At 66.1% G+C, this 26,802-nt stretch carries 26 protein-coding genes; 21 read left to right on the top strand and 5 right to left on the bottom strand.

Annotated elements, in window-relative coordinates:
* Window positions 1-5: 5 nt before the first annotated feature.
* The 6 genes from ligK to ABL843_RS12235 are packed head-to-tail and all read left to right on the top strand — an operon-like array spanning window position 6 to window position 5,663.
* Window positions 6-707, top strand: coding sequence for a 4-carboxy-4-hydroxy-2-oxoadipate aldolase/oxaloacetate decarboxylase (ligK, locus tag ABL843_RS12260; protein ID WP_369658580.1), 702 nt, complete (start codon window positions 6-8; stop codon window positions 705-707).
* A 2-nt stretch (window positions 708-709) separates the two neighbouring features.
* Window positions 710-2,014, top strand: a complete 1,305-nt coding sequence (locus tag ABL843_RS12255; RefSeq protein ID WP_418120044.1) for a gallate dioxygenase — start codon at window positions 710-712, stop codon at window positions 2,012-2,014.
* Window positions 2,015-2,048: 34 nt separating this feature from the next.
* Window positions 2,049-3,035 (top strand): Bug family tripartite tricarboxylate transporter substrate binding protein, encoded by a 987-nt coding sequence (locus ABL843_RS12250; protein ID WP_418120043.1) that lies wholly within the window; start codon window positions 2,049-2,051, stop codon window positions 3,033-3,035.
* Window positions 3,036-3,048: 13 nt separating this feature from the next.
* Window positions 3,049-4,050, top strand: a complete 1,002-nt coding sequence (locus tag ABL843_RS12245; protein ID WP_418120042.1) for a Bug family tripartite tricarboxylate transporter substrate binding protein — start codon at window positions 3,049-3,051, stop codon at window positions 4,048-4,050.
* Window positions 4,051-4,080: 30 nt separating this feature from the next.
* Window positions 4,081-4,971, top strand: coding sequence for a DUF1932 domain-containing protein (locus tag ABL843_RS12240; protein WP_418120041.1), 891 nt, complete (start codon window positions 4,081-4,083; stop codon window positions 4,969-4,971).
* A 2-nt stretch (window positions 4,972-4,973) separates the two neighbouring features.
* Window positions 4,974-5,663: a substrate-binding domain-containing protein gene (locus ABL843_RS12235; RefSeq protein ID WP_418120040.1), complete on the top strand. Its 690-nt coding sequence runs from the start codon at window positions 4,974-4,976 to the stop codon at window positions 5,661-5,663.
* Here the strand turns inward: ABL843_RS12235 and ABL843_RS12230 are convergent.
* Window positions 5,660-6,565, bottom strand: coding sequence for a LysR family transcriptional regulator (locus ABL843_RS12230; protein ID WP_418120039.1), 906 nt, complete (start codon window positions 6,563-6,565; stop codon window positions 5,660-5,662). The two genes, ABL843_RS12235 and ABL843_RS12230, sit on opposite strands and share 4 nt — an antisense overlap.
* 75 nt (window positions 6,566-6,640) lie before the next feature.
* Between ABL843_RS12230 and ABL843_RS12225 the strand changes: the two genes are divergently transcribed.
* The 7 genes from ABL843_RS12225 (at window position 6,641) to ABL843_RS12195 (ending at window position 12,518) form a co-directional block, all read left to right on the top strand.
* On the top strand, window positions 6,641-7,510 hold the full coding sequence (locus ABL843_RS12225; protein ID WP_418120038.1) for an HpcH/HpaI aldolase/citrate lyase family protein: 870 nt from the start codon (window positions 6,641-6,643) through the stop codon (window positions 7,508-7,510).
* Between the two features lie 51 nt (window positions 7,511-7,561).
* Window positions 7,562-8,551 carry a tripartite tricarboxylate transporter substrate binding protein gene (locus tag ABL843_RS12220; protein WP_418120037.1) on the top strand — a complete coding sequence of 330 codons (990 nt, stop codon included), beginning with the start codon at window positions 7,562-7,564 and terminating at the stop codon, window positions 8,549-8,551.
* Window positions 8,552-8,570: 19 nt separating this feature from the next.
* The gene (locus ABL843_RS12215; RefSeq protein ID WP_418120036.1) at window positions 8,571-9,752 is read left to right on the top strand and encodes a CoA transferase; all 1,182 of its coding nucleotides are present in this window, start codon (window positions 8,571-8,573) and stop codon (window positions 9,750-9,752) included.
* A 3-nt stretch (window positions 9,753-9,755) separates the two neighbouring features.
* Complete coding sequence (locus ABL843_RS12210) at window positions 9,756-10,634, top strand: amidohydrolase family protein (RefSeq protein ID WP_418120035.1); 879 nt, start codon at window positions 9,756-9,758, stop codon at window positions 10,632-10,634.
* A 23-nt stretch (window positions 10,635-10,657) separates the two neighbouring features.
* A complete protein-coding gene (locus ABL843_RS12205; protein ID WP_418120034.1) occupies window positions 10,658-11,620 on the top strand; it encodes a tripartite tricarboxylate transporter substrate binding protein in 963 nt (320 codons plus the stop codon).
* Between the two features lie 161 nt (window positions 11,621-11,781).
* Window positions 11,782-12,372 (top strand): thioredoxin family protein, encoded by a 591-nt coding sequence (locus ABL843_RS12200; protein ID WP_418120033.1) that lies wholly within the window; start codon window positions 11,782-11,784, stop codon window positions 12,370-12,372.
* A gap of 20 nt (window positions 12,373-12,392) precedes the next feature.
* On the top strand, window positions 12,393-12,518 hold the full coding sequence (locus ABL843_RS12195) for a hypothetical protein (RefSeq protein ID WP_276312228.1): 126 nt from the start codon (window positions 12,393-12,395) through the stop codon (window positions 12,516-12,518).
* 13 nt (window positions 12,519-12,531) lie between these two features.
* On the opposite strand, the gene ABL843_RS12190 is transcribed toward ABL843_RS12195, so the two are convergent.
* Both ABL843_RS12190 and ABL843_RS12185 read right to left on the bottom strand, forming a co-directional pair.
* Window positions 12,532-12,789, bottom strand: coding sequence for a DUF333 domain-containing protein (locus ABL843_RS12190; protein ID WP_184641903.1), 258 nt, complete (start codon window positions 12,787-12,789; stop codon window positions 12,532-12,534).
* 29 nt (window positions 12,790-12,818) lie between these two features.
* Window positions 12,819-13,562 carry a response regulator gene (locus ABL843_RS12185; RefSeq protein WP_126018453.1) on the bottom strand — a complete coding sequence of 248 codons (744 nt, stop codon included), beginning with the start codon at window positions 13,560-13,562 and terminating at the stop codon, window positions 12,819-12,821.
* Between the two features lie 244 nt (window positions 13,563-13,806).
* Here ABL843_RS12185 and ABL843_RS12180 point away from each other — a divergent pair, with 244 nt between their 5' ends.
* Together ABL843_RS12180 and ABL843_RS12175 are read left to right on the top strand one after the other, a co-directional pair.
* Window positions 13,807-15,210, top strand: coding sequence for an ATP-binding protein (locus tag ABL843_RS12180; protein WP_418120032.1), 1,404 nt, complete (start codon window positions 13,807-13,809; stop codon window positions 15,208-15,210).
* Between the two features lie 128 nt (window positions 15,211-15,338).
* Window positions 15,339-17,129 carry a cytochrome c biogenesis protein DipZ gene (locus ABL843_RS12175; protein WP_418120031.1) on the top strand — a complete coding sequence of 597 codons (1,791 nt, stop codon included), beginning with the start codon at window positions 15,339-15,341 and terminating at the stop codon, window positions 17,127-17,129.
* A 244-nt stretch (window positions 17,130-17,373) separates the two neighbouring features.
* On the opposite strand, the gene ABL843_RS12170 is transcribed toward ABL843_RS12175, so the two are convergent.
* The gene (locus tag ABL843_RS12170; RefSeq protein ID WP_184641899.1) at window positions 17,374-17,640 is read right to left on the bottom strand and encodes a hypothetical protein; all 267 of its coding nucleotides are present in this window, start codon (window positions 17,638-17,640) and stop codon (window positions 17,374-17,376) included.
* Window positions 17,641-18,353: 713 nt separating this feature from the next.
* Here ABL843_RS12170 and ABL843_RS12165 point away from each other — a divergent pair.
* From ABL843_RS12165 to ABL843_RS12150, 4 genes are read left to right on the top strand one after another with little or no spacing between them, the layout of a single operon-like run.
* A complete protein-coding gene (locus tag ABL843_RS12165) occupies window positions 18,354-19,532 on the top strand; it encodes an N-6 DNA methylase (protein WP_418120030.1) in 1,179 nt (392 codons plus the stop codon).
* A gap of 11 nt (window positions 19,533-19,543) precedes the next feature.
* Window positions 19,544-20,434: a hypothetical protein gene (locus tag ABL843_RS12160; protein WP_418120029.1), complete on the top strand. Its 891-nt coding sequence runs from the start codon at window positions 19,544-19,546 to the stop codon at window positions 20,432-20,434.
* Window positions 20,435-20,460: 26 nt separating this feature from the next.
* The gene (locus tag ABL843_RS12155) at window positions 20,461-22,395 is read left to right on the top strand and encodes a hypothetical protein (protein ID WP_418120028.1); all 1,935 of its coding nucleotides are present in this window, start codon (window positions 20,461-20,463) and stop codon (window positions 22,393-22,395) included.
* Window positions 22,395-23,312 (top strand): hypothetical protein, encoded by a 918-nt coding sequence (locus ABL843_RS12150; RefSeq protein ID WP_418120027.1) that lies wholly within the window; start codon window positions 22,395-22,397, stop codon window positions 23,310-23,312. The genes ABL843_RS12155 and ABL843_RS12150 overlap by 1 nt, the downstream gene beginning before the upstream one ends.
* Before the next feature lie 6 nt (window positions 23,313-23,318).
* On the opposite strand, the gene ABL843_RS12145 is transcribed toward ABL843_RS12150, so the two are convergent.
* Complete coding sequence (locus tag ABL843_RS12145; RefSeq protein ID WP_418120026.1) at window positions 23,319-23,753, bottom strand: pyrophosphatase; 435 nt, start codon at window positions 23,751-23,753, stop codon at window positions 23,319-23,321.
* Window positions 23,754-24,067: 314 nt separating this feature from the next.
* On the opposite strand from ABL843_RS12145, the gene ABL843_RS12140 reads away from it, so the two are divergent.
* Both ABL843_RS12140 and ABL843_RS12135 read left to right on the top strand, forming a co-directional pair.
* Window positions 24,068-25,831, top strand: a complete 1,764-nt coding sequence (locus tag ABL843_RS12140; protein WP_418120025.1) for a zinc ribbon domain-containing protein — start codon at window positions 24,068-24,070, stop codon at window positions 25,829-25,831.
* A gap of 5 nt (window positions 25,832-25,836) precedes the next feature.
* Window positions 25,837-26,751, top strand: coding sequence for a hypothetical protein (locus ABL843_RS12135; protein ID WP_418120024.1), 915 nt, complete (start codon window positions 25,837-25,839; stop codon window positions 26,749-26,751).
* Window positions 26,752-26,802 lie beyond the last annotated feature (51 nt).

Here is a 26,802-nt window from a genome sequence, read left to right as displayed (position 1 = left end):
AGAACATGTCGAACACTCCCCTGCTCCAGGAACTCGGCGTCGTGCACCGGCGCATCGCGCGCGCCGACGCGGCCGCCGTCGAGAAGCTCTCGCGCTTCGGCGTCTCCACCGTGCACGAGGCGCTGGGCCGCCTCGGCCTGATGGCGCCGCGCATCCGCCCCATCCACCCCGAGGCGCGCATGTGCGGCACTGCCGTCACCGTGCTGCTGCAGCCCGGCGACAACTGGATGCTGCACGTCGCGGCCGAGCAGATCCGGCCCGGCGACGTGGTGGTGGCCGCCTGCACCGCCGACAGCACCGACGGTTTCTTCGGCGACCTGCTCGCCACCTCCTTCAAGGCGCGCGGCTGCAAGGGCCTGGTGATCGACGGCGGCGTGCGCGACGTGCGCGACCTCGTCGCCATGGACTTCCCGGTGTTCAGCCGTGCCATCCACTCCAAGGGGACCATCAAGGCCACGCTGGGCTCGGTCAATGTGCCGGTGGTGTGCGCCGGCGCGCTGGTGCAGCCGGGCGACGTGGTGCTGGCCGACATCGACGGCGTGGTGGTGGTGCCCGCTCAGCTGGCCGCGCGCGTGGCCGATGCCGCCGAAGCGCGCGAGGCCAACGAGGCCGGCAAGCGCGCGCGCTTCGCAGCCGGGGAGCTGGGACTGGACATGTACGGCATGCGCGAGCCGCTGGCCAAGGCCGGCCTGCGCTACCTGGACTGACCATGGCCACGATCATCGGCGCCGTCGCCTGTTCCCACACACCCACCATCGGCTTCGCCTTCGACAAGAACAAGCAGGACGACCCGGTGTGGGCTCCCATCTTCGAAGCCTTCGCGCCGGTACAGCAGTGGCTGGCCGAAAAGAAGCCCGACGTGCTCTTCTTCATCTACAACGACCACGTCAGCTCCTTCTTCTTCGACCACTACTCGGCCTTCTCGCTGGGCGTGGGCGAGCGGCACGAGGTGGCCGACGAAGGCGGCGGCGCGCGCGAGCTGCCGCCGCTGGCCGGCCATCCGGCGCTGGCGCGGCACATCGGCCGCTCGATGGTGGCGGACGAGTTCGACATGTCCTTCTTCCAGGACCGCGCGCTGGACCACGGCGTGTTCTCGCCGATGTCGCTGCTGTGCCCGCACAAGCCGGCATGGCCGGTGCCCGTGATCCCGCTGCAGGTGGGCGTGCTGCAGTCGCCCGTGCCCTCGGCGCGGCGCTGCTACCGGCTCGGGCAGGCGCTGCGGCGCGCCATCGAGAGCTACCCCGACGACATCAAGGTGGCCATCGTCGCCACCGGCGGGCTCTCGCACCAGGTGCACGGCGAGCGCGCGGGCTTCAACAACACGGCGTGGGACGCGCAGTTTCTCGACCTTATCGAGAACGACCCGGTGCGGCTCACCGAGATGACGCAGGCCGAGCTTGCGACGCTGGGCGGCATGGAAGGCGCCGAGGTCATCATGTGGCTGGTGATGCGCGGGGCGCTGTCGTCGAACGTGCGCAAGACGCACCAGAGCTACTACCTGCCCTCGATGACGGGCATCGCCACCGCCATCTACGAGAACCTTGCGAGCCCTCCCATCGCGGGCGAGGTGGAGCGCCACCGCCGCCATGTCGCGCAGGAACTCGCCGGCGTCGAGGCGCTGCAGGGCACCTACCCCTTCACGCTGGAGACCAGCGTGCGCGCCTACCGCCTCAACAAGTTCCTGCACGGCATGACACGGCCCGCGCATCGCGCGGCCTTCCTCGCCGACGAGGAAGCCGCCTTCGAAGCCGCCGGCCTGACGGCCAGGGAGCGCGACATGGTGCGCCACCGCGACTGGCGCGGGCTGATCCAGTACGGCGTGATCTTCTTCATGCTGGAGAAGCTGGGCGCGGTGGTGGGCGTGTCGAACCTGCACATCTACGCCGCGATGCGCGGCCAGTCGCTGGAGGACTTCCAGCAGACCCGCAACGCGCCCGGCGCTCTGTATTCGGTGGCCGGCAAGGACGCCGCGCCGCAAACGTGGGACAAGGCCGCCGCGCCGAAGCCGCACTGAGCCTTCCCCGCTTTCGATTCTGGAGACAACGAAGATGATGAGAACCCTGCTTTCCCGGCGCCTTGCCCTCGGCATGGCTGCCGTGGTCGCGCTCGGCCAGTTCGGCAATGCCGCCGCGGCCGATGCCTTTCCCTCCAAGCCCCTGAAGATCCTCGTGGGCTACAGCGCCGGCGGCGCGGTCGATGCCATCGCGCGCTCGGTCGGCCTGCGGATGTCGGCCATCCTCGGCCAGCCGGTGGTGGTCGAGAACAAGCCCGGCGCGGGCACGAACATCGCCATCAAGTCGGTCGTCACCAGCCCGCCCGACGGCTACACGCTGCTGCTGGCCGCCAATGCGCTGGCGGTGAACCCGTCGCTCTTCCAGCCCGTGCCCTACGACCTGGAGCGCGAGCTGACGCCCATCGCCTCGGTCGGCCGGGTGCCGGTGGTGTTCACGGTGCGCGAGGAATCGGCTATCAAGACGCTGCCGGAGCTGGTCGCGGCGGCCAAGTCCAAGCCCGGTGGCTTGACCGTCGCCACGCCGGGCAACGGCTCGACGCCGCATCTCGCGATGGAGCTGTTCCAGCACACCGCCGGCCTGCAGCTGCGGCATGTGCCCTACAAGGGCGGCGCGCAGGCGCTCACCGACGTGCTCGGCGGCCATGTGGACGTGGTCGCGGTCAATGCGCTCGAAGCGCTGCCGCTGGCCAAGTCCGGCAAGCTGCGCGTGCTGGCGGTGATGAGCGCCGACCGTTCCGCCGTGCTGCCGGGCGTGCCCACCGTCGCGGAGTCGGGCTATCCAGGCTTCGAGGCCAGCGTCTGGTACGGCTTCGTCGGACCGGCCGGGCTGCCGAAGCCTGTGGTCGAGAAGCTGCACGACGCGGTGCAGAAGGCCATCGACTCGCCCGAGGTGCGCAACCAGCTCGCGGCCGCGGGCGGCGTTCCGCTGCCGGGACCGACCGCGCAGTTCGACAAGCTGCTCAAGGCGGACGTGGCGCGCTACGGCAAGCTGATCCGCGAAGCCGGCATCAAGCCGGACTGAGGCGGCTACCACCATGACGAGCACAGGCATCACCCGCCGGCAGGCCCTCATCACCGCCACAGCCGCCGCCCTTCTTCCGGCGAGCCGCATCGCGATGGCGCAGCAGGCGTATCCATCGAAACCGATACGCATGGTCATTCCCTTCACGCCCGGCGGCTCCACCGACGTGCTCGGGCGCGCCATCGGCATCGAGCTCGGGCGTGCATGGCACCAGCCGGTGGTGGTCGACAACCTGCCCGGCGCTGGCGGCTCCATCGGCGCGGACAAGGTGGCGAAGTCGCCCGCCGACGGCTACACGCTGCTGATGGGGCACATCGGCACGCTGGCGATCAACCCGTCGCTCTACCCCAAGCTCGACTACGACCCGGTGCGCAGCTTCGCGCCCGTGGCCTGGGTGGCGCGCGTGCCGAACGTGCTGGTGGTGCACGAGTCGGTGCCTGCCCGCTCGCTTGCAGAGCTGATCGCGCTGGCGAAGTCGCGCCCGAACCAGCTGGCCTTCGGCTCCGGCGGCAACGGCAGCGCGGCGCACATCGCCACCGAGTACCTGAAGCTGCAGACGGGCGCCTCCTTCATGCACGTGCCCTACCGCGGCACGGCGCCGGCCGTCACCGATCTGCTGGCGGGCCAGCTGCAGATGCTCTTCACCGGTGCGCCCGCGCTGCTGCCGCACATCAAGTCGGGCAGGCTGCGCGCGCTGGCGGTGTCGAGCCCCAGGCGCATCGCGCTGCTGCCCGAGGTACCGACGGTGGCGGAAAGCGGCGTGCCCGGCACGAAGGATTTCGAGGCCGACCAGTGGTACGGCGTGGTCGCGCCGGCCGGCACCCCGGCGGAGATCGTCGCCATGCTCAACAGGCAGATCAACCAGTCGCTCAACGCGGCCGAAGTGCATGCGCGGCTCGCGGCCGAAGGCGCCGAACCCACGCCCACCACGCCGCAGGCCTTCGGCGAGCTGATCGCCAGCGAGATGAAGCGCTGGAACCGCGTGATCAAGAGCGCGCGCATCACCGTAGACTGACTTCGATCACAAGGAAGGACAAGCAGCATCATGGGAATCACACTGGGCCTCATCGGCCATGGCGAGGTGGGCGGCATCTTCGGACGCGGCCTGCTCGGGAAAGACGGCGTGGACGCCGTCTGGGCATGGGACCTGCGCTTCGCCGACGCCGCGACCGGCGAAGCCGCACGCGCCGCGGCGGAACGCGACGGACTGCGCGTGGCGGGCAGCATGCAGGAGCTCTGCAGCCACGCGGACCTGCTGATCTCGGCCGTCACCGCCTCCAGCACCCTCGCGGTGGCCGAGGAAGCCGCGCGCCATGCACGCGCCGGCTCGCGCTTGCTCGACCTCAACTCGGCATCGCCCGGCACCAAGCAGCGCGCCGCCGCCGCGCTCGAAGCGGTGGGCGTCGCTTACGTCGAGGCGGGCGTGATGACTTCCGTGCCGCCCTACGGCATCCGCGTGCCGATGCTGCTGGGCGGCGCGCACGCAGAAGCGCTCGCCGCGACGCTGTGCGGCTGGGGCATGGACGTGCGTGCGGTGAGCGACCGGCTCGGCATCGCTTCGGCGATCAAGATGAGCCGCAGCATCATGATCAAGGGCCTGGAGGCGCTGGTCATCGAGAGCTACGCCACGGCGAGGCGCTACGGCGTGGAAGAACACGTGCTGCCCACGCTGAGGGAAACCTTCCCGCAGATCGACTGGGACAGGCAAGGCGCCTACTTCTTCAGCCGCGTGGTGCAGCACGGCAAGCGCCGCGCCGAGGAAATGCGCGAGGCGGCGCAGACCGTGCGCGAAGCCGGCTTCGAGCCGCTGATGGCCTCCGCCATCGCGGCCAAGCAGGACTGGGTGGCCACGCAGGCGCGCGAGGGCCTGTTCGACGGTATCGATGCATCGAGCGACTGGCAGGCCTACGCGGACCGGCTGATCGGGCGCAGATGAGCATGGAGGGTCCGATCAGGGCCATCAGCTCCATGGCCACGAAGGGGCTGCTGGCGGAACTCGCCGCCGCGTACACGGGCACGAGCGGCGTGCCGGTAGCCTTCGAGGCGGTGGGCGGCGTGGACGCCGCGCGGCGCGTGTCGGCGGGAGAGCCCTTCGACGTGGTGGTCCTGGCATCGGATGCCATCGACAAGCTGGCGGCTGCCGGCAAGGTGGATGCGTCGCGCAAGGTCGATGTGGTGCGATCGGGCGTCGCGGTGGCGGTTGCCGCTGGAGCGGCGCAAGTCGACATCTCCACCGAAGAATCGGTGCGGCGCGCCGTGCTGGACGCGGCCCGCATCGCCTACTCGACCGGGCCGAGCGGCGTTGCGCTGATCGCGCTGTTCGAGCGCTGGGGCATCGCCGATGCGGTCAAGGAACGGCTGGTGCAGGCGCCTCCCGGCGTGCCGGTGGGTTCGCTGCTCGCGCGCGGGGAAGCCTCACTGGGCTTCCAGCAGTTCAGCGAGCTGATCGGTGTCGAAGGCGCCACGCTGCTGGGGCCGCTGCCGCCGGCGGTCCAGATCACGACGATCTTCAGTGCGGCACCGGTGGCGAACACCCCCAGGCCGGATGCCGCGGACGAACTGCTCGCCTACCTCGGCTCTCCCGCTGCCGAAAAAGCCAAGCGCCGCCATGGCATGGAGCCGGCCTAACGCGCGGCCGGTCTTCGGGCGCCATTGCCCTTCCCCGCCGTGACCAGCCCGGCGCTCTCGACGAAGTCATGGATCAGCTTCAGCCGCGGTGAAGCCCTGAGCCACAGGATGCCGAAGCGCCGCGTTTCCGAGGGCAGCGGCAGCGGGATCTTCACGATGCGCTGCCCTTCGAGCAGCGGTGAAGCGATGTCGGGCACGACCGACACGCCCAGGCCCCGGTCGACCATCATCGCGATGGCCAGCAGCGAACTGAGCTCGAAGCGCTCCTGCGGAACGATGCCCGCCGCGCGCAGGTAGCGGTCGGCCTGCTTGCCGCCGCCGAGGTTGCGGTCGTAGCGGATCAGCGGCGAGGTGCGCAGCAGCTCGTGGGGGTCGCGCCGCGCGAGGCGGCTGGGCGCGAGCAGCACCAGCGGCTCCTCGCGCAGCAGCGCCCAGTCGAAGGTCTTGGCGAGCGCGAACTGCGGATACAGGCACACGGCCGCGTCGAGCTCGCCCTGCTGCATCGCCTTGTAGAGCGTGGCGGTGGTGCCCGACTGCAGGAACACCTTCACGCCCGGGTGCGTCTTCACGAAGCGCGCGAGGATGTCCGGCAGCAGGCTGTGGATGGCCGTGTTGATGGTGCCGATGACCAGTTCGCCGCCCGCCGACTCGCTGCCCAGCAGCGCCTTGATGTCGCTCACTTCGCGCAGCAGCGTGCGCGCCCGCTGCACCAGCCGGTGGCCGGCCTCGGTGGGCTGCACGGTGCGGCCGGCGCGCGCGAGCAGCGACGCGTTGAGCTCGCGCTCCAGCGCACGGATCTGCTGCGCCACCGCACCGGGCGTGAGGTCGAGCCGGCGCGCGGCCTCGGACATCGAGCCCGACTCCACCACCAGAAGAAAGCTTTGCAGGTAGGCCGTTTCCATGAAGATAGATTTTCTGCGATGTGATCGCAGTGAACAGCTGTTTTTCTCTTCTCATGAACTGCCGACACTGCCCTCATGAGAAGCAAACTCTTCGTTCCCGGCACCCGCCCCGAACTGTTCGCCAAGGCGCTCGCGGGCGAGGCGGACGCCATCAGCCTCGACCTGGAAGACGCCGTGTCCGAGCCGCGCAAGGACGAGGCGCGCGAGACGGTGCGCCAGTTCCTCGAGAGCGGCGACGCGGCTTCGTCGCGCAAGACGCTGATCGTGCGCGTCAACGCCATGGATACGCCGCATTTCGAGCGCGACATTGCGGCGGTCGCGCGCACCGGCGTGCAGCTCATCAACCTGCCCAAGCCGCAGAGCCCCGCGCATGTGCGCGCAGCCGCCGAAGCCATCGAGCGCGCGGAGCAGGCCAACGGCGTGCAGGCGCCCATCGGACTGCTGCTGAACATCGAGACGCCCGCCGCGCTGCGCATGGCGGCCGAGCTCGCGCTGGCGCATCCGCGCGTGGCAGGCCTGCAGCTGGGGCTGGGCGACCTGTTCGAGCCGCTGGGCATTGCCCGGCGCGAGCCCTCGGCGATCCGCCAGGCGATGTTCGCGGTGCGCATCGCGGCCGGCGAAGCAGGCCTGTACGCCTACGACAGCGCCTTCGCCGACATCCGCGACGCCGAGGGCTTCCGTGCCGAAGCGAAGCTGGCGCGCGACCTGGGCTTCCTGGGCAAGACCTGCATCCACCCGAGCCAGATCGCCATCGCCAACGAGGTGTTCCGCCCGACCGACGAGGAGATCGCGCACGCCCGCAAGGTGGTCGAGGCGGCGCGCGAAGCCGACGCCAAGGGCGTCGGAGCCTACGTGGTGGACGGAAAGATGATCGACATCCCCTTCGTGATCCGCGCGCGCGCCATCGTCGAGAGCGCGCGCAGCCTCGGTCTGATCCCGAACTGATTTCGGGCTGGACCTGCTTCCCCATCCATAAGAAAACCGGAGACAAGACAGATGCGTATTCCCTCGTTCCTTCGCCCGCGCGCGCTCGCCGCAGCCTCGACAGTCGTGCTTGCCGCGCTGGGCGGCACCGCGCTCGCGCAGGCGGCCTACCCTTCCAAGCCCATCACCATCGTCGTGCCCTACCCGGCCGGTGGCTCCAACGACACCTTCGCGCGGCAGGTGGCCAAGGAGCTGGGCGACCAGCTCAAGCAGCCGGTCATCATCGACAACCGCCCCGGCGCGAGCGGCAACACCGGCACGGGCCAGGTGGCCAAGGCGGCGCCCGACGGCTACACCCTGGTAGCCGTGTCTTCGAGCATGACGACCAACGCGGCGGTGCAGTCGAAGCTGCCCTTCGACCCGGTCAAGGGACTCGCGCCGGTGGCGATGTTCGCCAAGGGGCCGTTCATCGTCGCGGTCAACAACGAGTTCCCCGCGAAGACGCCGGCCGAACTCATCGCCGCCATCAAGGCGAAGCCGGGCCAGTACAACTACGCGTCCTCCGGCTCAGGCAGCGTCAACCAGTTCGGCACCGAGCTGCTGAAGGCCAAGGTGGGCGACCTGCAGATCGCTCACATCCCGTACAAGGGCATGGGCCCGGCGGTGACCGATCTCGTGGGCAACCAGACGCAGCTGCTGATCTCCAGCGGCCCCTCGCTGCTGCCGATGGTGCGCGCCGGCAAGCTGCGCGCGGTCGGCATCACCAGCCTGAAGCCGAGCCCCATCGCACCCGACCTCACACCCATTTCGACTGCGGTGCCCGGCTACGAATTCGAACTCTGGTGGGGCCTGCTAGCGCCGGCGGGCACGCCGGCCGACGTGATCGCGAAGCTGAACGGCGCGGTCAACCAGATCCTGTCGAAGCCCGAGATCGCGGCCAACTTCCTGCGCGAAGGCGCCATCGCCACGCCGCTCACGCCGGCGCAGTTCGGCACCGTCATCGCCGAGGACGTGGAGCGCTGGAAGAAGCTGGCGAAGCAACAGAACATCACCGCAGACTGAACAAGGAAAGAGAAAGCCCATGAGCCACACCGCCCCTGAGAACACGCGCCTGCCAGAGCGCCAGGGCCCCGCCGGGCCGCTGAGCGGCCTGCGCGTGCTCGACCTGAGCGCCTACATCGCGGGCCCGTACGGCTGCTCGCTGCTGGCCGACCAGGGCGCGGAAGTCATCAAGATCGAGCCGCCCACGGGCGACAACCTGCGCAAGTACCCCTCGACGCTGGAAGCCGAAAGCCGCGCGTTCGTCGGCGTCAACCGCAGCAAGCTGGGCGCGGTGCTCGACCTGAAGAACCCCGACGACCTGGCGGTGCTGATGCAACTGGTGCGCAGCGCCGACGTGCTGGTGCACAACTTCAGGCCCAGCGTGCCGCCGCGGCTGGGCATCGCCTACGAGCAGCTGAAGGCGGTGAACCCGCGGCTCATCTACTGCGCGGTCACCGGCTACGGCGAGACCGGTCCGCTGCGCGAGAAGGCCGGCTACGACCAGGTGCTACAGACCATGACCGGCATGTGCGCGCTGCAGGGCAAGCGCGGAGAGCCGCCCGAGATCATCTACGGCTCGGTGGTGGACTACTACGCGGCCGCGCTGGTGGCCGCGGGCGTCGCCTCGGCGCTGTACGAGCGCGAGAAGAGCGGCGAGGGCCAGTTCGTCGGCGTGTCGCTGCTGCGCTCGGCGCTCACGATGCAGTCGGCGCGCATGGTGTGGGCCGAGGGCGAGCCGAAGGACGTGGGGCGCGACATGCGCTCCGGCGGCATCACCGGGATCCACCCGACGCGCGAGGGGCACATCTACATCTCGGCCAACACGCCGCATTTCTGGCAGGCGCTGTGCGCCAAGGCCGGACTGCCCGAGCTCGCGGCCGACGAGCGCTACGACTCGGTGCGCAAGCGCGCGCAGCACGCGGCCGAGATCGTGCCGAAGCTGCGCGCTGCGCTGGCCGCGCGCAGCGCGCTCGAATGGGAAGAGATCTTCGGCGAGGAAGTGCCCTGCTCCGCCGCCCGCACCGTGGAAGACATGTTCGACAACGAGCAGGTGCGGGCCGAGGACATGGTGGCGAACTTCCCGCACCCGACGCTGGGCTCGTACCGGGGCTTCACCCGCCCGGTGCGCTTCGGCCGCACGCCCGGCCCCGAGCCTTTTGCAGCGCCGACGCTGGGCCAGCACACGGCCGCCGTACTGGCCAGGCGACGCGCGGACGACTGAGAAATGCCCGACGAGATGATCGCCGTGCCCCACAGCGCCGGCACGCGCAAGCCGGCCATCGCGGCGCCAGAGGGCGCATGCGACGCGCACATCCACGTGTACGACCGCCGCTTTCCGATGTATGGCTCGCCCGATGCCATGCTGGACAACGCCACCGCCGACGACTATCGCCTGCTGCAGCAGCGCAACGGCACGCAGCGCACGGTCGTCGTGCAGCCGCGCGTGCACGGCACCGACAACAGCGTGACGCTCGCGGCCATCCAGGCGCTGGGCGCGCACAGCACGCGCGGCGTGGCGGTGGTGCGGCCCGAGGTGAGCGATGCCGAGCTGAAGCAGCTGCACGAGGGCGGCATCCGGGGCATTCGCTTCACGCTGCACACCTCGACGAACGCGGCGACGGACTTTTCCATGGTCGAACCGCTGGCACGGCGTGTGCACGCGCTGGGCTGGCATGTGCAGCTGCACTGGAGCGCCGACCAGATCGCGGCGCATGCGGCACTGCTCGATCGCCTGCCCTGCACGGTGGTCTTCGACCATCTCGCACGGCTGCCGCAGCCCGATAGGCTCTCGCACCCCGCATACCGGGTGGTGAGCCGGCTGCTCGACAACGGCCGCACCTGGATCAAGCTTTCGGGCGCCTACCTCGACTCCGCAGCCGGCGCCGAAGGCGGCTATGCCGACACCATCGACGTTGCCAGGGCCTGGGCGACGCAGGCGCCCGAGCGGGTCGTATGGGGCAGCGATTGGCCCCACCCGACGGAGCGCGCGGCCAAGCCTGACGACGCGCAGCTCTTCGACCTGCTGGGCCGCTGGGTGCCCGACGAAGCCGCGCGCCGCCGCGTGCTCGTCGACAACCCGGCACGGCTCTACGACTTTTCCTGAACCCCAAGACCCGAGACATCGAGATGAAGAAGCGACTCCTGAAATCCATCGCCGCACTGGCCGCCAGCGCCGCTCCCCTGCTGGGCTGGGCCGCCTGGCCCGACAAGCCCATCCGCATGGTAGTGCCGTATGCCGCAGGCGGCGGCGCCGACAACACCGCGCGCATCGTCGCACAGCAGATGAGCGCCGCGCTGGGCCAGCAGATCGTGATCGACAACAAGCCGGGCGCGGGCGGCGTGATCGGTGCCGACAACGTGGCCAAGGCGGCGGCGGACGGCTACACCGTGCTGTACGACGCCTCGGCGTTCTCGGTGAACCCCTCGCTGCGCAAGCTGCCCTTCGACGCGGCGAAGGACTTCATTCCGGTGTCGCTGGTGGCCACCGCGCCGCAGATCCTGGTCGTGCCCGCGACTGCGCCCTACAAGACGGTGCCGGAGTTCATCGACTACGCGCGCAAGAACCCGGGCAAGCTGAGCTTCGCGTCGGCCGGCGGCGGCACCGGCTCGCACCTGGCGGGCGAGGCGCTGAACGAGCAGGCGAAGATCAACCTGATGCACGTGCCCTACAAGGGCGGCGCCCCCGCGCTGACCGACGTGATGGGCGAGCAGGTGTCGGCCTACTTCGGCAACGTGGCCTCGACGCTGAGCTACGTGAAGAGCGGCAAGCTGCGCGCGCTGGGCGTGAGCTCCAGCAAGCGCGTGCCGGGGTTGCCCGATGTGCCGACGCTGGCCGAGTCTGGCCTGCCAGGCTACAACGTGGTCGAGTGGAACGGCGTGTTCCTGCCCAAGGGCACGCCGGCCGATATCGTGCAGAAGCTGGGCAAGGCGGTGCAGGCCGCCGTCAACGACCCGGCCGTTCGGCAGAAGCTGCTGCAGCTCGGCCTGGAACCGGCCGGCACCACGCCGGAGGCCTTCGCGAAGTTCGTGAAGGACGAGACCGGCAGGGTGAGCGCGCTGGTCCGCGCGCGCAACATCAGGGTCGATTGACCCTCGCGTCCGGCGGAGTGTGAAACGGGTGTGAAACGTAGTGTGCGGGCAGCGTCCCGCAGATACAGAGGAATACGCAATTCGCTGCGCGCGCAGGCGGCCCGGCGAAGAATCGGCTCCGTTCACAGACGAACGTCCGTCACTCTTCCGAAGGAACCGCCATGCGCTTTCGCTCTTCCGCCCTCTATTTCGCAGTCGCCATCGCCGCCTCGGCGGCCGCCCTCACGCTGACCTTTGCGGCACCCTCGCCCTTCGGCGGCGACATTCCCGCCAGCGAGGCGGCGCCGGCGCCCGAATTCCAGAACATCGACAGCTGGCTCAATTCGCAGCCGCTCAAGCTGAGCGAGCTGCGCGGCAAGGTGGTGCTGGTCGACTTCTGGACCTACACCTGCATCAACTGCCTGAACCACCTTCCCTACGTGAAGGACTGGAACCAGAAGTACAAGGACAAGGGCCTGGTGGTGGTCGGCGTGCACACGCCGGAGTTCGCCTTCGAGAAGTCGACGAAGAACGTGAAGGACGCCATCGAGCGCCTGCAGATCAGGCACGCGGTTGCGCAGGACAACAGCTACGGCACCTGGAAGGCCTTCAGGAACCAGTACTGGCCCGCCGTGTACTTGATCGACAAGCAGGGGAAGATCGTCTACTCGCACTTCGGCGAGGGCAGCTACGGGACCACAGAGAAGAAGATCCAGGCGCTGCTGGCCGAGCCTGCACCCGCCGCCACCACTGCGGCTCCTTCGGGAACCTGAAGCCGCGCGGAGCAGCAGACATGAAGAAACTCTGGCTCGCCCTGCTCTTCTTCGCGGGCGGCGTCGCGCATGAAATCCGCAATCCGGTGAGCTGCCAATGCATCTCGTCCAGACGGGAAGACGGCTCGCGCAAGCCGTCGAAGTGAAGCTGAAACCGCCCTACTTCGCCGGATGATCCCGGCGGTAGAGCTCCCACTCCTCGATCTGCCTGCCATCCGGAAGCTCGCAGATGCCGTACTGCCCCTTGTCGTTCGACCTCAGGAGCGTCTTGCCCCCGAGGCTCTTGCAGTAGACCGAGGCCGGGTTCGCCATGCCGACCGGCGGCGGCGCGGGCCGGGGTGGCTCGGGCTGGGCACACGCGGTGACCAGCAGAAGCGAAAGAAGCGCGCCCGCCGGGAGGAACAGTGGCTTGATCATTCCGCGAGTGTAGGCCCGCGGCTTCGGCCTCAGTCCAGCGCCTCGACAGCCGATGAGAAGACGTAGCCCTCGCTGCGCACCGTCTTGATGTAGCGCGGCTCGCGCGCATCGTCGCGCAGCCGCTGGCGCAGGCGGCTCACCAGCAGGTCGATGGAGCGCTCGAAGAGCTCGGCCTCGCGGCCCTGGGTGAGGCTCAGCAGCTGGTCGCGGCTCAGCACCTTCTGCGGGTGGTCGAGGAACACCATCAGCAGCCGGTACTCCGCGCCGCTGAGCGCCACCATCACGCCGCTGTCGTCGATCAGGTTGCGCGCGGTGGTATCGACCTGCCAGTCGCCGAAAGCCAGCCTCGAGGCCGACTCGGTGGAGCGCATGTTCGGCGGCAGCATGCGCGTGCGGCGCAGCACCGAGCGGATGCGCGCCAGCAGCTCGCGCGCGGAAAACGGCTTGGCCAGGTAGTCGTCGGCCCCCATCTCCAGCCCGAGGATGCGGTCGGCCTCCTCGCTGCGGGCGGTGAGCATCAGGATGGGCGTGGCCTTGTACTTGCCGGTGCGCAGGTCGCGGCACAGCGTGAGGCCGTCTTCGCCCGGCAGCATCAGGTCGAGGATGATGAGATCGAAGGGCCCCGACTCCTCCAGTGCCGCGCGCATGTGCCGCCCCGTGGGCACCGTCACCACGCGCAGGCCGTTCTTGACCAGGTAGGTGGAGAGCAGTTCGCGGATTTCCCGGTCGTCGTCGACGATGAGGATGTGGTCGGAGGTCTTGGCGATGTTCATGGCGGTGCGGCGAGGCGCCCGAGGAAAAGCGGGCAGGTGCAATGTAGCCCGGACGGGCGCCGGATCGGGCGGTTTTGTATTCCCGTGTATCCCGCGGGCGGGCCGGCCACACTATGTTGCCCGGCCGGCGCCACGGCTGCGGCCCGAGCGTGGCGGGTAATGTTGTATGTCGGGCCACGCCGCCCAACACACTGGAATACAAAGCGCCGCGCCGCGAGGCGCAAGCGGGTCTATAAACCTGCCCATGCCTACTTCCGCCGCCAGCCTTCCCGCCGACATCGCCCCGGCCTCCCCCGCCCCGGCCTCCCCCGCCACGGGCCTGCGCCGCCTGCTGCCGCGCTCGCTGTTCTCGCGGGTGACGCTGATCATCGTCGTCGGGCTGGCCATCGCGCAGCTGCTGACCTTCATGGCCATCGGCTACGAGCGCGGCATCGCGATGCGCGAGTTGATGATGATCGGCATCGAGCGCGACATCGCCAGCTCGGTCGCCATCCTCGACCGGCTGCCCGCCGCCGAGCGCGAGGGCTGGCTGGCGCGGCTGGAGCGGCGCAACTACCACTTCGTGCTCGGCGGGAACGCACAGGGCAAGGCGCCCGACACGGCTTCGACGCAGCAGTTCGCGACCGCCATCGCCGACGCGATGCGCCCCTTCGAGATCGTGAAGATCGGCCAGGTGAGCAGCCCGCCGCAGGGTCTGCAGATCCAGGTGCGGCTGTCGGACGGCTCCTCGGTGATCGTGCATGCGCGGCGCGTGGACATGCCGGTGTCGAGCTGGGTGATGTGGCTGCTGTGGGTGCAGCTGCTGGTGCTGGCGGTGTGCGCCTGGTATGCGGTGCGGCTGGTCACGCGGCCGCTGGCGCAGCTGGCCGACGCGGCCGACGAGCTGGGCCCCGACCTGAAGGGCCAGCAGCTGGCCGAGGAAGGCCCGACCGAGGTGCGGCACGCGGCGCGCGCCTTCAACGCGATGCAGAAGCGCATCGCCGGCTACATGGCCGAGCGGGTGGAGATACTCGCGGCCATCTCGCACGACCTGCAGACGCCCATCACCCGCATGCGGCTGCGCACCGACCTGATGGACGATGGCCATGACCGCGACAAGTTCCGCCAGGACCTGGACGCCATGCACGCCCTGGTGCGCGAGGGTGTGACCTACGCGCGCACCCTGCACGGCGCCACCGAGCCGCCGCGACGCATCGACGCGGACGCGCTGTTCGAGAGCATGGTGGCCGACTACGAGGACTCGGGGCAGCAGGTGCTGCTCGAGGGCCGTGTGGGCGAGCCCATGGTGACGCGGCCGAACGCGCTGCGGCGCATCCTGACGAACCTGATCGACAACGCGCTGAAGTTCGGCACCGACGTGCGGCTGCAGGTGCATGCCAGTGCCGATGCCGGCGGCAACCGGCTGACGCTGGCCGTGATCGACAACGGCCCCGGCATTCCGCCCGACCAGTTGGAGAACGTGCTCAAGCCCTTCTACCGCGTGGAGGGCTCGCGCAACCGCAACACCGGCGGCACCGGTCTCGGCCTGGCCATCGCCCAGCAGCTGGCGACGGCAATGGGCGCGGAGCTCACGCTGCGCAACCGGGACCAAGGCGGGCTGGAAGCCCGGCTGACCATGAATACCAACACGGCCGCGCCACCGGACTGAGCCGCCGCCCCCCCAATTACTGACCGACGAAGAAGCGGCTCGCATGGCGAGGCCGCGAAGGCCGCTGCTCGCCCTCGACTTTCCTTTTCATCCATTCATCGACAACATTCACCGACAGGAATCCGACCATGTTCCTCCTCATCGTTGCCTACCTCGGTGGCGTGCTCACCATCCTGAGCCCGTGCATCCTGCCGGTGCTCCCCTTCGTGTTCGCGCGCGCCGACCGGCCGTTCCGCTCGCACGGCCTGCCGATGTTGTTGGGCATGGCGCTGGCGTTCTCGGCCGTCGCCACGCTGGCGGCCGTGGGCGGCGGCTGGGTGGTGGCGCTCAACGAGTACGGGCGCCATACGGCGATCGCGCTGCTGGCGCTGTTCGGTGTGACGCTGCTGTTTCCCTCGGTGGCCGATCGGCTGACCCGGCCGCTGGTGGCGCTGGGGCTTCGGCTGTCCGGGCCGGCGACGGACGCGAAGGCGTCGGTGTTCTCGCCGCTGCTGCTGGGCATCGGCACCGGATTCCTGTGGGCACCCTGCGCGGGGCCGATCCTGGGGCTGATCCTGACGGGTGCGGCGCTCAACGGCGCGAGCGTCGGCACCTCGCTGCTGCTGCTGGCCTATGCGGCTGGCGCGTGCACCTCGCTGGCGGCGGCGCTGCTCTTCGGCGGGCGAGTGTTCTCAGCGATAAAGGGGTCGCTGCACGCGGGCGAATGGGCGCGCCGCGTGGCCGGCGTGGCGGTGCTCGCGGGCGTGGCGGCCATCGCGTCGGGGCTGGACACGGGGCTGCTCGCGCAGCTGTCGATCGGCACGACCTCGGCGCTGGAGAAGGCCCTGGTGGAGAGGATCGGCATGCCGATGCCGTCGCAGCAGCCTTCGTCCGCGCAGCAGGCATCCGTAGACCCCGGCGGCCTGATGCTGACGTCGACGCAGCCCGAGCCCAAGAAGCCTTCGCTGACGCTGCCCGACGAGGGCATGCTCCCGTCGCTCGCAGGCGCCACCGAGTGGATCAACTCGACCCCGCTCACGCCAGAGAGCCTTCGCGGCAAGGTCGTGCTGGTCGACTTCTGGACCTACTCCTGCATCAACTGCCTGCGCACCCTGCCCTACGTTCGCGCGTGGGCCGAGAAGTACAGGGACGCCGGGCTGGTGGTGGTGGGCGTCCACACGCCGGAGTTCGCGTTCGAGAAACAGCCGGCCAACGTGCGCCGCGCGACCAAGGACCTGGGCATCGGCTTCCCGGTGGCCGTAGACAGCAACTACGCGATCTGGCGCGCCTTCGGCAACCAGTACTGGCCGGCCTTCTATCTCGTGGACGCGCAGGGGCGCATCAGGCACCACCAGTTCGGCGAGGGGCAGTATGCGAAGTCGGAGCAGGCCATTCAGCAACTGCTGGCGGAAGCCGGCAGGCCGGTTGATTCGCGGGCACTTGTCTCGCCCGAGGGCAAGGGCACGCAAGCTGCGGCAGCCCCGGAGCCGGCTCTTTCGGGCGAGACCTACCTGGGGTACGGGCAGGCGCGCAACTTCGCGTCGCCCGGTGGCATCTCGAATGATCGCGCACGGGTCTATTCAGGGGTTTCGGCGCTGCGCATCAATCAGTGGACGCTGGCCGGCGAGTGGAAGGTGGAAGGAGAGCGTGCGGTGCTGGTGCAGCCAGACGGCCGCATCGCCTATCGCTTCCACGCGCGCGACCTGCACCTGGTGCTCGGGCCATCGGCGGACGGGAAGCCGGTGCGCTTCAGGATACGGATCGACGGCGCGCCGCCGCTCACTGACCATGGCACGGACACCGACGCGCAAGGCAACGGCGTCATCGACGGGCAGCGGCTCTATCAGCTGGTGCGACAGACGTCGGACGTGAAGGACCGACTGTTCGAGATCGAGTTTCTGGACGCGGGCGCGCAGGCCTACGCGTTCACATTCGGCTGATGATGGACGGCGGGGCAGCGCTCATCTCCCTGCTGCCTGAAGATGCGAAGGATGCTAAAGATGCTGAGTGATGAGCACCACGGCTCCGGCGATGGAGATGGCGCCGCCGACGAGTCTTCTGAATGCTTTCATGGCGTGATCCTGGAGTGGGAATGACGCCTGATGGTGCCGCAGGAGCGACGCTTCGTGGGTTGGGAATCCTCATCCGCGGGATAGGAAACACCAACCTCCCGACGCGGCTTCTTCAGGCGGGCCTCGCCCCCCTCTTCGACGGCGCGTCCTGCGGGACGAGCCGTTCTCTTGCGAACTGGCTGGCCCGCAACCGCACGCGCTGCAGCGCGGCTTCCAGCGTGGGCTGCTGCATGAAGACCAGCACGCCGCGCCTGAGCCCTCGCAGATTCAGTTCGGCAACGCCGGCGTAACGGCCGTTGGTGGTGCGCTTGATGTCGATGCGGCTGGACCAGCCATCGGGCAGGTCGACGAGGAGTTGCAGTTGCTGTGCGGGATTCATGGTGGGCGCCGAGGATAGGCGCGAAGGCAAAGCAACCAAAGGAACTAATTCCGGGGTATCCGCATTTCTTCGGAATCGCCGCACGAGAGCCCCGAAACAGACGACTCGTCCTCGATGTCTCCCAGATTGGTCGCGATCATCGCCTTGCCCGCCTCCCTCCGGCGGGCTCCTCCCTCCGACCCCATGCGAGAACGGGGTCCTTCAGCTCACCCTTGGGTGAGCTTTTTTTTGGCCGCGGCGATCGGGGGCCCAAAGAAAAACGGCTTACGCCTTTTGAGCGTAAGCCGTTGTTCCATCTACTGACTTTGGTGTGAAATCGATCGAAAGATGCTCTAGGAGGCGCATAAACAAAGGGCTTCGGCAACTTCGATGTTTTTTTGTACCCCCTTTTGTACCCCCTTTTTGAAGCGGATCTCGACGCCACACTTTGCATGTCATTTTCAAAGCATTCCTCTGTACGCCAGCCGCGCGTAGCTGCAATGTTCGGGCTTTTAGGCTCGATGTCTTGTCGGTTTGCGGGGTCGAGTGCTCAGATACACTTCTTGAAACCGCCCAGTCAGGCGGCCGAACGGTCGTGAGAGATAACAAGAGCGTGCAAAGCGACAAGGAAGATGACAACGTCAGCGGGTGCATTTAGTCAGGAACTGGCCAGGGCCGGACAGACATCCGATCCGTGGGGCCGGTATTACACGTCGCCCGTCGTCAGCCAGTCCTTGATCGACAGCATCGAGGCGTCCGAGCCCAAGCTAGTCTTAGAGCTTGGCTCCGGATCAGGTTCGTTGTGCACTGCGGCCGCGACACGTTGGCAGGACGCCAAGTTGGTGACCGTCGACGTGGATCGCCAGGTGCCCAGGCGCTTAGGTGCCGGCCATGGGCTCCGCAAGCATCAGCACAGCCACTTCGTCCAAGACGTGCTGGATGAGGCGCTGTCGGACAAGATCGGTCTCACGCTTGGAACAGTGGATGTGGCGGTGTGCAACCCACCCTACATCCGACCCAAGTGGCGCTCCGATTTCGGCAAGATCCTCGAAGGTGCGGGATTGTCCGGTACTCTCGCCTCGCTGCACGACGCCGGCGCCGATCTACTCTTTCTGGCGCAGAATCTGCGGCTGCTGCGCCGGAACGGCAAGCTGGGCCTGATCCTGCCTGACGGGCTGGTCACCGCCGAGAAGTTCGGCCGAGTACGTCGCGCGCTTTTGCGTCAGCACCTAATCGAGCAAGTAGTCCAACTGCCACGTGGCGTCTTCAAGGGTACCGAGGCGCAGACGTACCTCGCGGTGCTCTCCAAGGCGGCGGGCGAGACCGACCAGGTCATGCTCAGGCAAATGGGGCACAACGGGCGGCTCAGTACCGCCATCGAGGTGCCTCAGGACGCTGCCGAGAAACGCCTCGACTACGCATTCCACGCACGGATCCACGCGTCCAAGCGCGCCCCAAACGGTCACCGCCAGATGACCGTGCGCGAGGCCTTGACTGACGTCGTGCGGGGAACCGTTTGTTCGTCCGCTATCGCGAGTTTCCGAACGCCCGTGTTTCATCTGGGCGATTTTGATGTCCGCTCGGGCGACCATGCGGTACGCGTCGTTCCCAAGCGCTTCTCGCTATCCGATCGTGCGGCCCGGCTGGCTGCTGCGGACGCCCGCCTGGCGCTGCCGGGCGACATCCTGCTGGCGCGCGTGGGCCGTTGCCTGGAGGATCGGCTTGCGCTGGTTGTTCACGGCCCTTGCGTTATCAGCGACTGCATCTTCGCCCTGCGTTCAACCGACGAGCACCGGGAAAGGCTCTACCGGTTCTTTGAAAGCGAAGCTGGCCGACGTGCCCTGGCGACATCGGCCCACGGCGTGGCGGCCCGGTTCTTGTCGAAAACCAACCTTTTTGAAATCCAGCTCTAAACTGGCCGGCGATGTCGCAAATTCCACAATTCGGCGGCTTCGATCAACTTGGCGTGGAACGGGCGGTGCACGCCCTCAGCCGCTCGAATGTGCGCAACCCCCTTTCCGTCGAACGCATCAAGGTGTGGGTCAAGCAGTTCTTATCGGACGAGGAAAAGACGCTGGCCTGGCTGATCCTGCGCAACTTGATCTTCCGGACCAGCGAGCAACTGCAGTCTTCAATGCGTCAGGCCCTGAAGCAGGCCGCCTTGCACTTTCTCGACCAGGGTGGCCAGCGAGACACCGTCGCTTGGACCGACGCCCTGAAGGGCGCCGCTGGTCTGGACTTCTACTGCGGACCGCCGTCGCTCATCCAATACGGCATGGGGCAGCCCGGCAAAAGCGGGGACGTGATCGCTCGGGCGATCAACCAGCGGTTCGGCATCAAAAAGCAATTTCCGTCAGGCGTCAACGTACTGAGCGAGAAGGAGCGGTTTATCGTCGTGGACGATGGCACATACACCGGCGTGCAGCTCGAAACCTTCCTTCGCAACTGGGAACTGGACTACTCCAGCGGCCGCGTGGCCCTCGCCGTCGGCATGGCGCATCAGACGGCTTGCCACCATCTAGGCGCCCAGTTTCCGCAGGTGCCGCTGTTTCACGGTGAGCTGCTGACGCCAGAAACCTGCTTCGCCGCGTTGTCGCAGAAGTGGATAGAAACCCAGCAATGGAAATACGACAAAACGCCTGTCGAGGTCTACGCTGAGGTTCACAAACGCGCCCAGCCGTTCGAGGATGGAGATGGAGGAAATGGGTACGGCGACGTCGGGGCGTTGGTTGCGTTCAGTCACGGCGTGCCGGATGACTCGATTCAGTTGCTCTGGGGCGTTTCCAAGACCTGGAAACCTCTGGTCGAACGGTAGGCTTGATCATGCATATTGACGCTTCCATGCTTGCGCGCACCCGCGCAGAGGAACACAGCGCCGACGTCTGGGGCGAGTTCTTCATTCCCCCCTACTTCGACCGATTGGCTCTCACGTCAGCCACGCGTTCGGTCTACATCACCGGCAAGCGCGGCTGCGGCAAGACCATGCTGCTGAAGTACTTCGACTACCACACCGCGTTTTCCAGGCGACGCAAGGAAATCCCATCCGATGCCATAAGCCATGTCGGCATCTACTGGCGCGTCGATACCCAGTTTTGCAGCTCGCTGAAGTCTCGGGGTATTGAGGATAACGAATGGAGCGTGGTGTTCGAGAGCTACTTCGGCCTAGTAATCGCCACCGAACTCCTGCATGCCGTCGAGACCGTCGCCGAGAGCGCCTTCCCAGGGTTTAGCCGTGAGGACTTGGCCGCGCTGCGCCTGCCCAGCGCTGCGGACTACCTCCCTGAGGCACCCACTGGAGCGCGCGAGCTGGCCAAGTACCTGGAGTCGTTGCGGCGCCGATTCACAACCTGGGTGTCCAACGTCAAGGCCATAGCCTGCCCTGTCCTGCCCCCGGGGCGGGAGTTCATCCTGTCCTTGATCGCAGACCTGCAGGCCAACTTGGCGCTCTCGACGCTCGCCATCTTCGTTTACGTCGACGAAGTCGAGAATCTGGTGCCCTATCAGCGCCATGTGCTGAACTCGTTCCTGAAGCACAGCCAGCGCCCCTTGATCGTCAGCTTTACGTCGAAGGAACAACCGGCAGACAACGACACGTCTGGCGCCGAGTCGATTAATGCGACTCACGACTACCGTTTGGTGGACCTGGACTATTTATTGGCGCTCAGCCAAGCCGCGATGCCGTTTTTCGCGGAGGTGTTTCTCGGCAACTTGGATATAGCCGCAGGCCGACCGGAGAGCGAACGGTTGGAGATCGTCAGGTCGCACGCCAGGCTAGCCGAACGCCAGACGCCGACATATCAAAAGGCGGTGCTGACCGACATGCGCCAGCGGTTCCCAAGCATGACGGATAAGCAGATTGCCGTTCATGCGCTGCAGCAGGCGCCGCTGCGCAAAAGCGTCTATGAGCGAATTCGCAAGGCCCTGAAGGACCGCAGGAGCAGCCTGACCGTTGATGAATTCCTGTTTGAGGGCGCACCCGCAGAAGCAGTCGTGACACTACCCGCCCTGCTGAACCGGGAAACACTTCACCCCGACAAGGTGTTGGCCGAGTTGAAGCGCTTCGCCATCGATCAGAAGGGGCAATTCAGCAGCAGCTGGGTGCACAACAACCAGTTTGGCGCGCTCTTGGAGTTGTATCGACCGTTCGGGCGCGAATGCCCTCTGTACAGCGGCTTCGAAACCCTGTGCACGATGTCGAACAACAACCTACGGAACTTCCTCATCCTTTGCTATAAGACTCTTGAGGTCGCGGAACTGCGGGATCAGCCAGAGGCGCCGTACGCGGTGTCGATCCAATGTCGCGCGGCCTACGACGCGTCGGAGCAATTGATCAAGGAAATCCGGACGTTCGGGCGGTTTGGCGAGCCACTGCGGATGTTCGTACTGAGGCTGGGCAATATCTTCCGTGCATTGCAGGCTAGCCCGACGATGAGTGAGCCCGAGCAGAACCAGTTCACGATCAACTCTGGTAGTCGCTCGCTCAATGAAACGGAGCTCGACTTCATCGCGGAGGCGCTACGCTACGGCATCCTGGTCGAGCAGCTGGAAACCAAATCGAAGTCCGGCGTTGGCCAGGACATCGTCGACTACCAGTTGAATCCCATCTACGCGCCCTACTTCCAGATTAGCTACAGGCGCAAGCGCAAGCTCGAAATCTCGGTGGAGCAGTTCCATACACTGGTGATGGGCAACGAGAACGAGTACAAGGAGTTGGCACGTGGCCTCGCCCGGCATCTATCGGACACCGACGCTCAGCAGCTTGGCCTGCAACTGTGATGAAGGTGAAGTTTTTCTCGGCATCCGGTAAAAGCGCGGTAGACCTGCAATTGCCCGAAGACATGGTCCTGCTGCATGGCCAAGAACTAGACGATCGGGGTGAATCGGCCTGTCAGAGCGCCCCTGAAAACGCCCGAGTCCAGTTGACCTTTGGTGTGGACGACATGTCGCTGACCGTCGGAACGCGGAAGAATTCCAGCGACTCGGCTATGGAGCTGCTAAGCGCATATAACTGGCGCAACGTGGTACTAGAAGCCACCACTCTAGGCTTTGCTGAGCTTTTCTGTGCCATCAACGCGCTGCTAGCAAACGGCGCCACCTCAATCAATATCATCTACGTAGAGCCGGCCGAGTACACGCGCGACGGCAAAGGCGCCGAGTTGTTCGCGTTGTCCGAGCCGACCCGCGGCTACGTGGCCATCCCGAACGCCATTGTCGATTTGGCCAGCGAGGAGGTCGAGGCCGGTGTCTTCTTCCTGGGCTTTGAGCCTGAGCGGCTCGATCGCGCGCTCGAGGAATACCAGATGATCGCGTCGAAGTACGTGAAGGTGGTGTTCGGGATTCCCGCATACCACCCTGGCTGGGAGCTCGACGCTATCATTCCGCACCTCACGGCCCTGGAAAGCCACAAGCTGCAGCTCGACTACTGCTCCGCCAACGACCCTGAGGCTGCGTTCGAATGCCTCGAACGAACGCGCGACACGCTCGGCGCAGACAAGCGGATGTTTGTTGCGCCCATCGGCCCGAAGCCGTGCGGCATCGCGTCGGCGATCTTCGCGAGCGTCTATCCCGAGCAGGTTGGCCTTCTGTTCGACCACCCGCGTCGCAAGAAGAAGCGTTCCTCGGGCATCGACCTCTGGCACCGATTCACGGTGACTGTTGATCGCGGCGACGGAAGGCCGGCCGCAACGCCCTGAGACAGTTCAATCCTTGGCCATGGCCGCCTGCAACAGCACCTTAATCTTGGGCTCGGGCTTCCAGTAGTTCGGTCCTTTGAGAAACTTGCCGTTGGCATCGTAGATGGGCTTGCCATCTGTGCCCAGCTTGCTTTCGTTGCTGTCCATGATGATGTCCAGCACCTCTTCGAGCGGCAGGCCGAACTTAAGCGCCTCGGAGCGGCAGTAGACGATGACGTCGCCCAAGAGGTCAGCCACCGCTACCAATACGTCTAACGACTCAGCGTTGCTCTCGCAGGCGGCTACGATCTCGTCAATCTCGTTGACCTCATCCAGAAGCGTCGCCTTGAATTTGCGCAGGCGGTCGGCTGGGTCGGCGGGTAGCACGGGGGTGTCTTGCGCCGGAAGCTTGTACATCGCGTTCATTAAGGCGATGCGTTTGGCAAAGGATGGGGCACTCATTTCTTCTCCATCAACGCCCGAGGGCACATGGGTTTTGGGCTTTGTTCGGACTCTACTGCGTCCGGCCAGACGGCAAAAGCAACTTGTCAGTGCCCTCGGTCTGCACCCAGTCCAGCCACCTCGCTCAGATACACTCATTGGACGGCACCGAAACTCGCGGTGGCACTGCGACTCCTCGTTTTGTCGGCCCCTCAATCCGCCAGGCGTCGTCGTGACATGCGACTCACCCGGTTAGTTCGCTCGGCCTTTTTAGAGCTGGTGGCCTGCGACGCCCCTCGCCCATCGAATCTGCTCAACCTAACTCTGGTGCTTTCATGAGTTCTCCCGGCTTGGACAACGCGCCGTCGCTGACCGCTGACGAACAGATCGAGGTGGCGCAGCAATACGAAGAGCGCGCAGACCACCTCGAACTCGACACGTTTCCCATTAATACAGCGCTGACTGACGATTCGGAAGAATGGATCAAGTCACTCACCGGGCCGGGTGCCAAACTGCTGGTCGGACCACGCGGCTGCGGCAAGACGCACCTGATGCGATTTGCGTTCACAAAGTGCATTGCCGACCCGGATCTACCGCTGGCGGTGTACATCAACCTCAATCGTTACTACACGCTGGAACCTCTGCTGCGTCGACGTCCGGACGCGATGACGACCTTCTACGTTTGGGTGCTCGCGAACATCGTTGTCGGACTCTACGAGTCTGTTCTGACATTTAAGGCGGCCGCGCCAGATCAGTCGGTCGATGTCGACAACCTTTTGGAATCGGATGAAACCCAAGTCCGCGACCTGATTGGTGCCTACGAGAAGAACCTCCCGCTCAGTTCGGAACTAGACGCTGTGGCGAACCGGCTCACCATCGACCGCCTCAAGCAGTTGCTCGTTCGGAGTGCCGATGCATTTCAGCGTCGGCGCGTTGTACTCTTACTCGACGACGCGGCACTAACCCTCACGCCGGAGTACCTGTCTCACTTCTTCGATATCTACCGCGCCTTGAAGGCGCCCCGCATCGCCCCCAAGGCCTCGGTTTATCCGGGTACAACGGAATACGGCCCGAACTTCCATGCCGGGCACGAGGCTGATACGGTCTTCGTATGGAAGCGGGTCACGGATAGCAATTACCTGCCGTTCATGGAAGACATCGGGGAGAAGCGCTTCCCCGACATGCTCCAGATCCCGGAGGAAATCCGGCAGTTGCTCGCGTACTCGGCTTTCGGGGTGCCGCGTGCGTTCATGACTCTGGTGCGGAGTTACCTCAAGAATCAGAAACGCCAAGGTACTTCCCAGAGCACCTTCAACGTCACGATCGAGGATTTCCTCGCGGACCGCTTTCGGGAGTACATGACGCTGCAGGACAAGAAGCCGCAGTTGTCGAGTATCGTGGAAGTCGGCAAGCGCCTGTTCAACGGCATGGTCGGCGCTGTCGTGGAGGCCAACCAGGCGCTTCTAGAAGAAAAGACCCGCCAACTCTACATTGGCATTGATGCGTCGGGTGTGACCGACAAGCCGTATGTCAGGCGAATGCTTCTGCTACTGGAAGAGGTAGGCATGGTCTATAGCGGCTCTGCTGTCTCCCACGGCGACCGGGACTACCTGCGCTATGTGCCCCACCTTGCTGCCGTCCAGGCCGAGCGGGCGTTCGCGCGCAAAGGCGGCTTCTCGCCGAGGGGCGCCATCGAGATGCTGTCCCGCCCGGATGAGAAGCATCCCGTACGCCGATCGATGTCGACGCTATTGGACACGCCGACATTGGAGGGGCTGAGCCTAGACCTGCCGAACTGCCTGAACTGCCAGACTAAGCGGGTCGAAGGCGCCAAGTACTGCTTCAAGTGCGGCGAGAAGCTCACTGATGAGTCCACGTACGATCGTCTGATGCTGACCGCGCTGTCCAATGTGCCGGGCCTGACCCAATGGCAACGCGACAAACTGAGCAACTGGGAGTCGGTACCCAAGACGGTGGGTGAGTTCATCGCTCTGCAGGACCCCGGCACGGCTTTGCGCACGATTCCTCGCGTCGGAAAGATCCGAGCTAAGACGATCATCGATGCCGTTCAGGCCTTCCTCGACGAGTACCTTTCCTGACCGATATGAGCACGGCCGTCAGCAGCCTCCTGGAAACGATCACGCCGTTCTCCGCACCCAGCAAGACAACGCTGGATACCGAGAACTGGTTCAACCCCAACCATGTGACCACCGTTCAGTCGCCGGTCGACGAGTTCCGATCCAATCTTTCTCAGATCAACGTCCTATACCTGCAGGCCGATCAGCGCAACGAGTACACGCCGATGCTCGGATCGCTGGTCTACTTGGGCATGGTGTCGGCAGCCGAGGGCTACTTCAGATCGCTGCTGCGGCGCCTCATCCTTGTCGACCCGGCGTGCCATCACAACGCCTCGAGCCGCACTGTGACCTACGCGGCAGCGGTGCACCACGAGCCAGATCTCTTGCCCGAGGCACTGCTGGAGGGGCTTTCTCTAGCGTCGACCAGAAACGTGGCGAGCGAGCTGAAGACCCTGTGCAACATCTCGCAGATGAGCAAGGACGGTGGAGTGCCGGCCGCGCTCCAGCAGTTGTTTCACAACTTCGAAGCGATCTGCCAAGTACGTCATTGCGGCATCCATCGCTTCGGGAAACTCGGCAGCCAGCAGGCGTTTCGACTGGGCATGGCGCGGCACAAGCCACTGCTGGAAAAGCCACTCACGCTGACCGTTCAGCATCTGCAGGACATCGCGGAGGCCCTCGACGCATTGATCCGGGGTGTCAATTCCTACTGCTTCGCCGACATCCTAAAGAGGACTTACACAGCTGGTCCAACCGGCAGAGAAAAGGAGAAGCTATACCAAGAGGCGTGGCAACTGGACTGGGCTGCTGACCAACCGCGTTTCAGTGGCTACTACAAAATTTTCGCGTCGCTCGGCGGATCACAGCCGTCTGCTTCATCGAAAGACCTGTATGGTGCCTTCATGGACTTCGTGAAGACCTATGACGTAAAGAAGAAATAGTCCTGCACGCTCAATGTCGAGAACGAGGGCTACTTCAGCGTAGCCTGAATC

It is taken from the genome of Variovorax sp. 350MFTsu5.1, assembly GCF_048302515.1.
GTDB lineage: Bacteria > Pseudomonadota > Gammaproteobacteria > Burkholderiales > Burkholderiaceae_C > Variovorax > Variovorax guangxiensis.
Note: the sequence above shows the minus strand (reverse complement) of the source record. Positions and strands in the feature narration are given on the sequence as shown.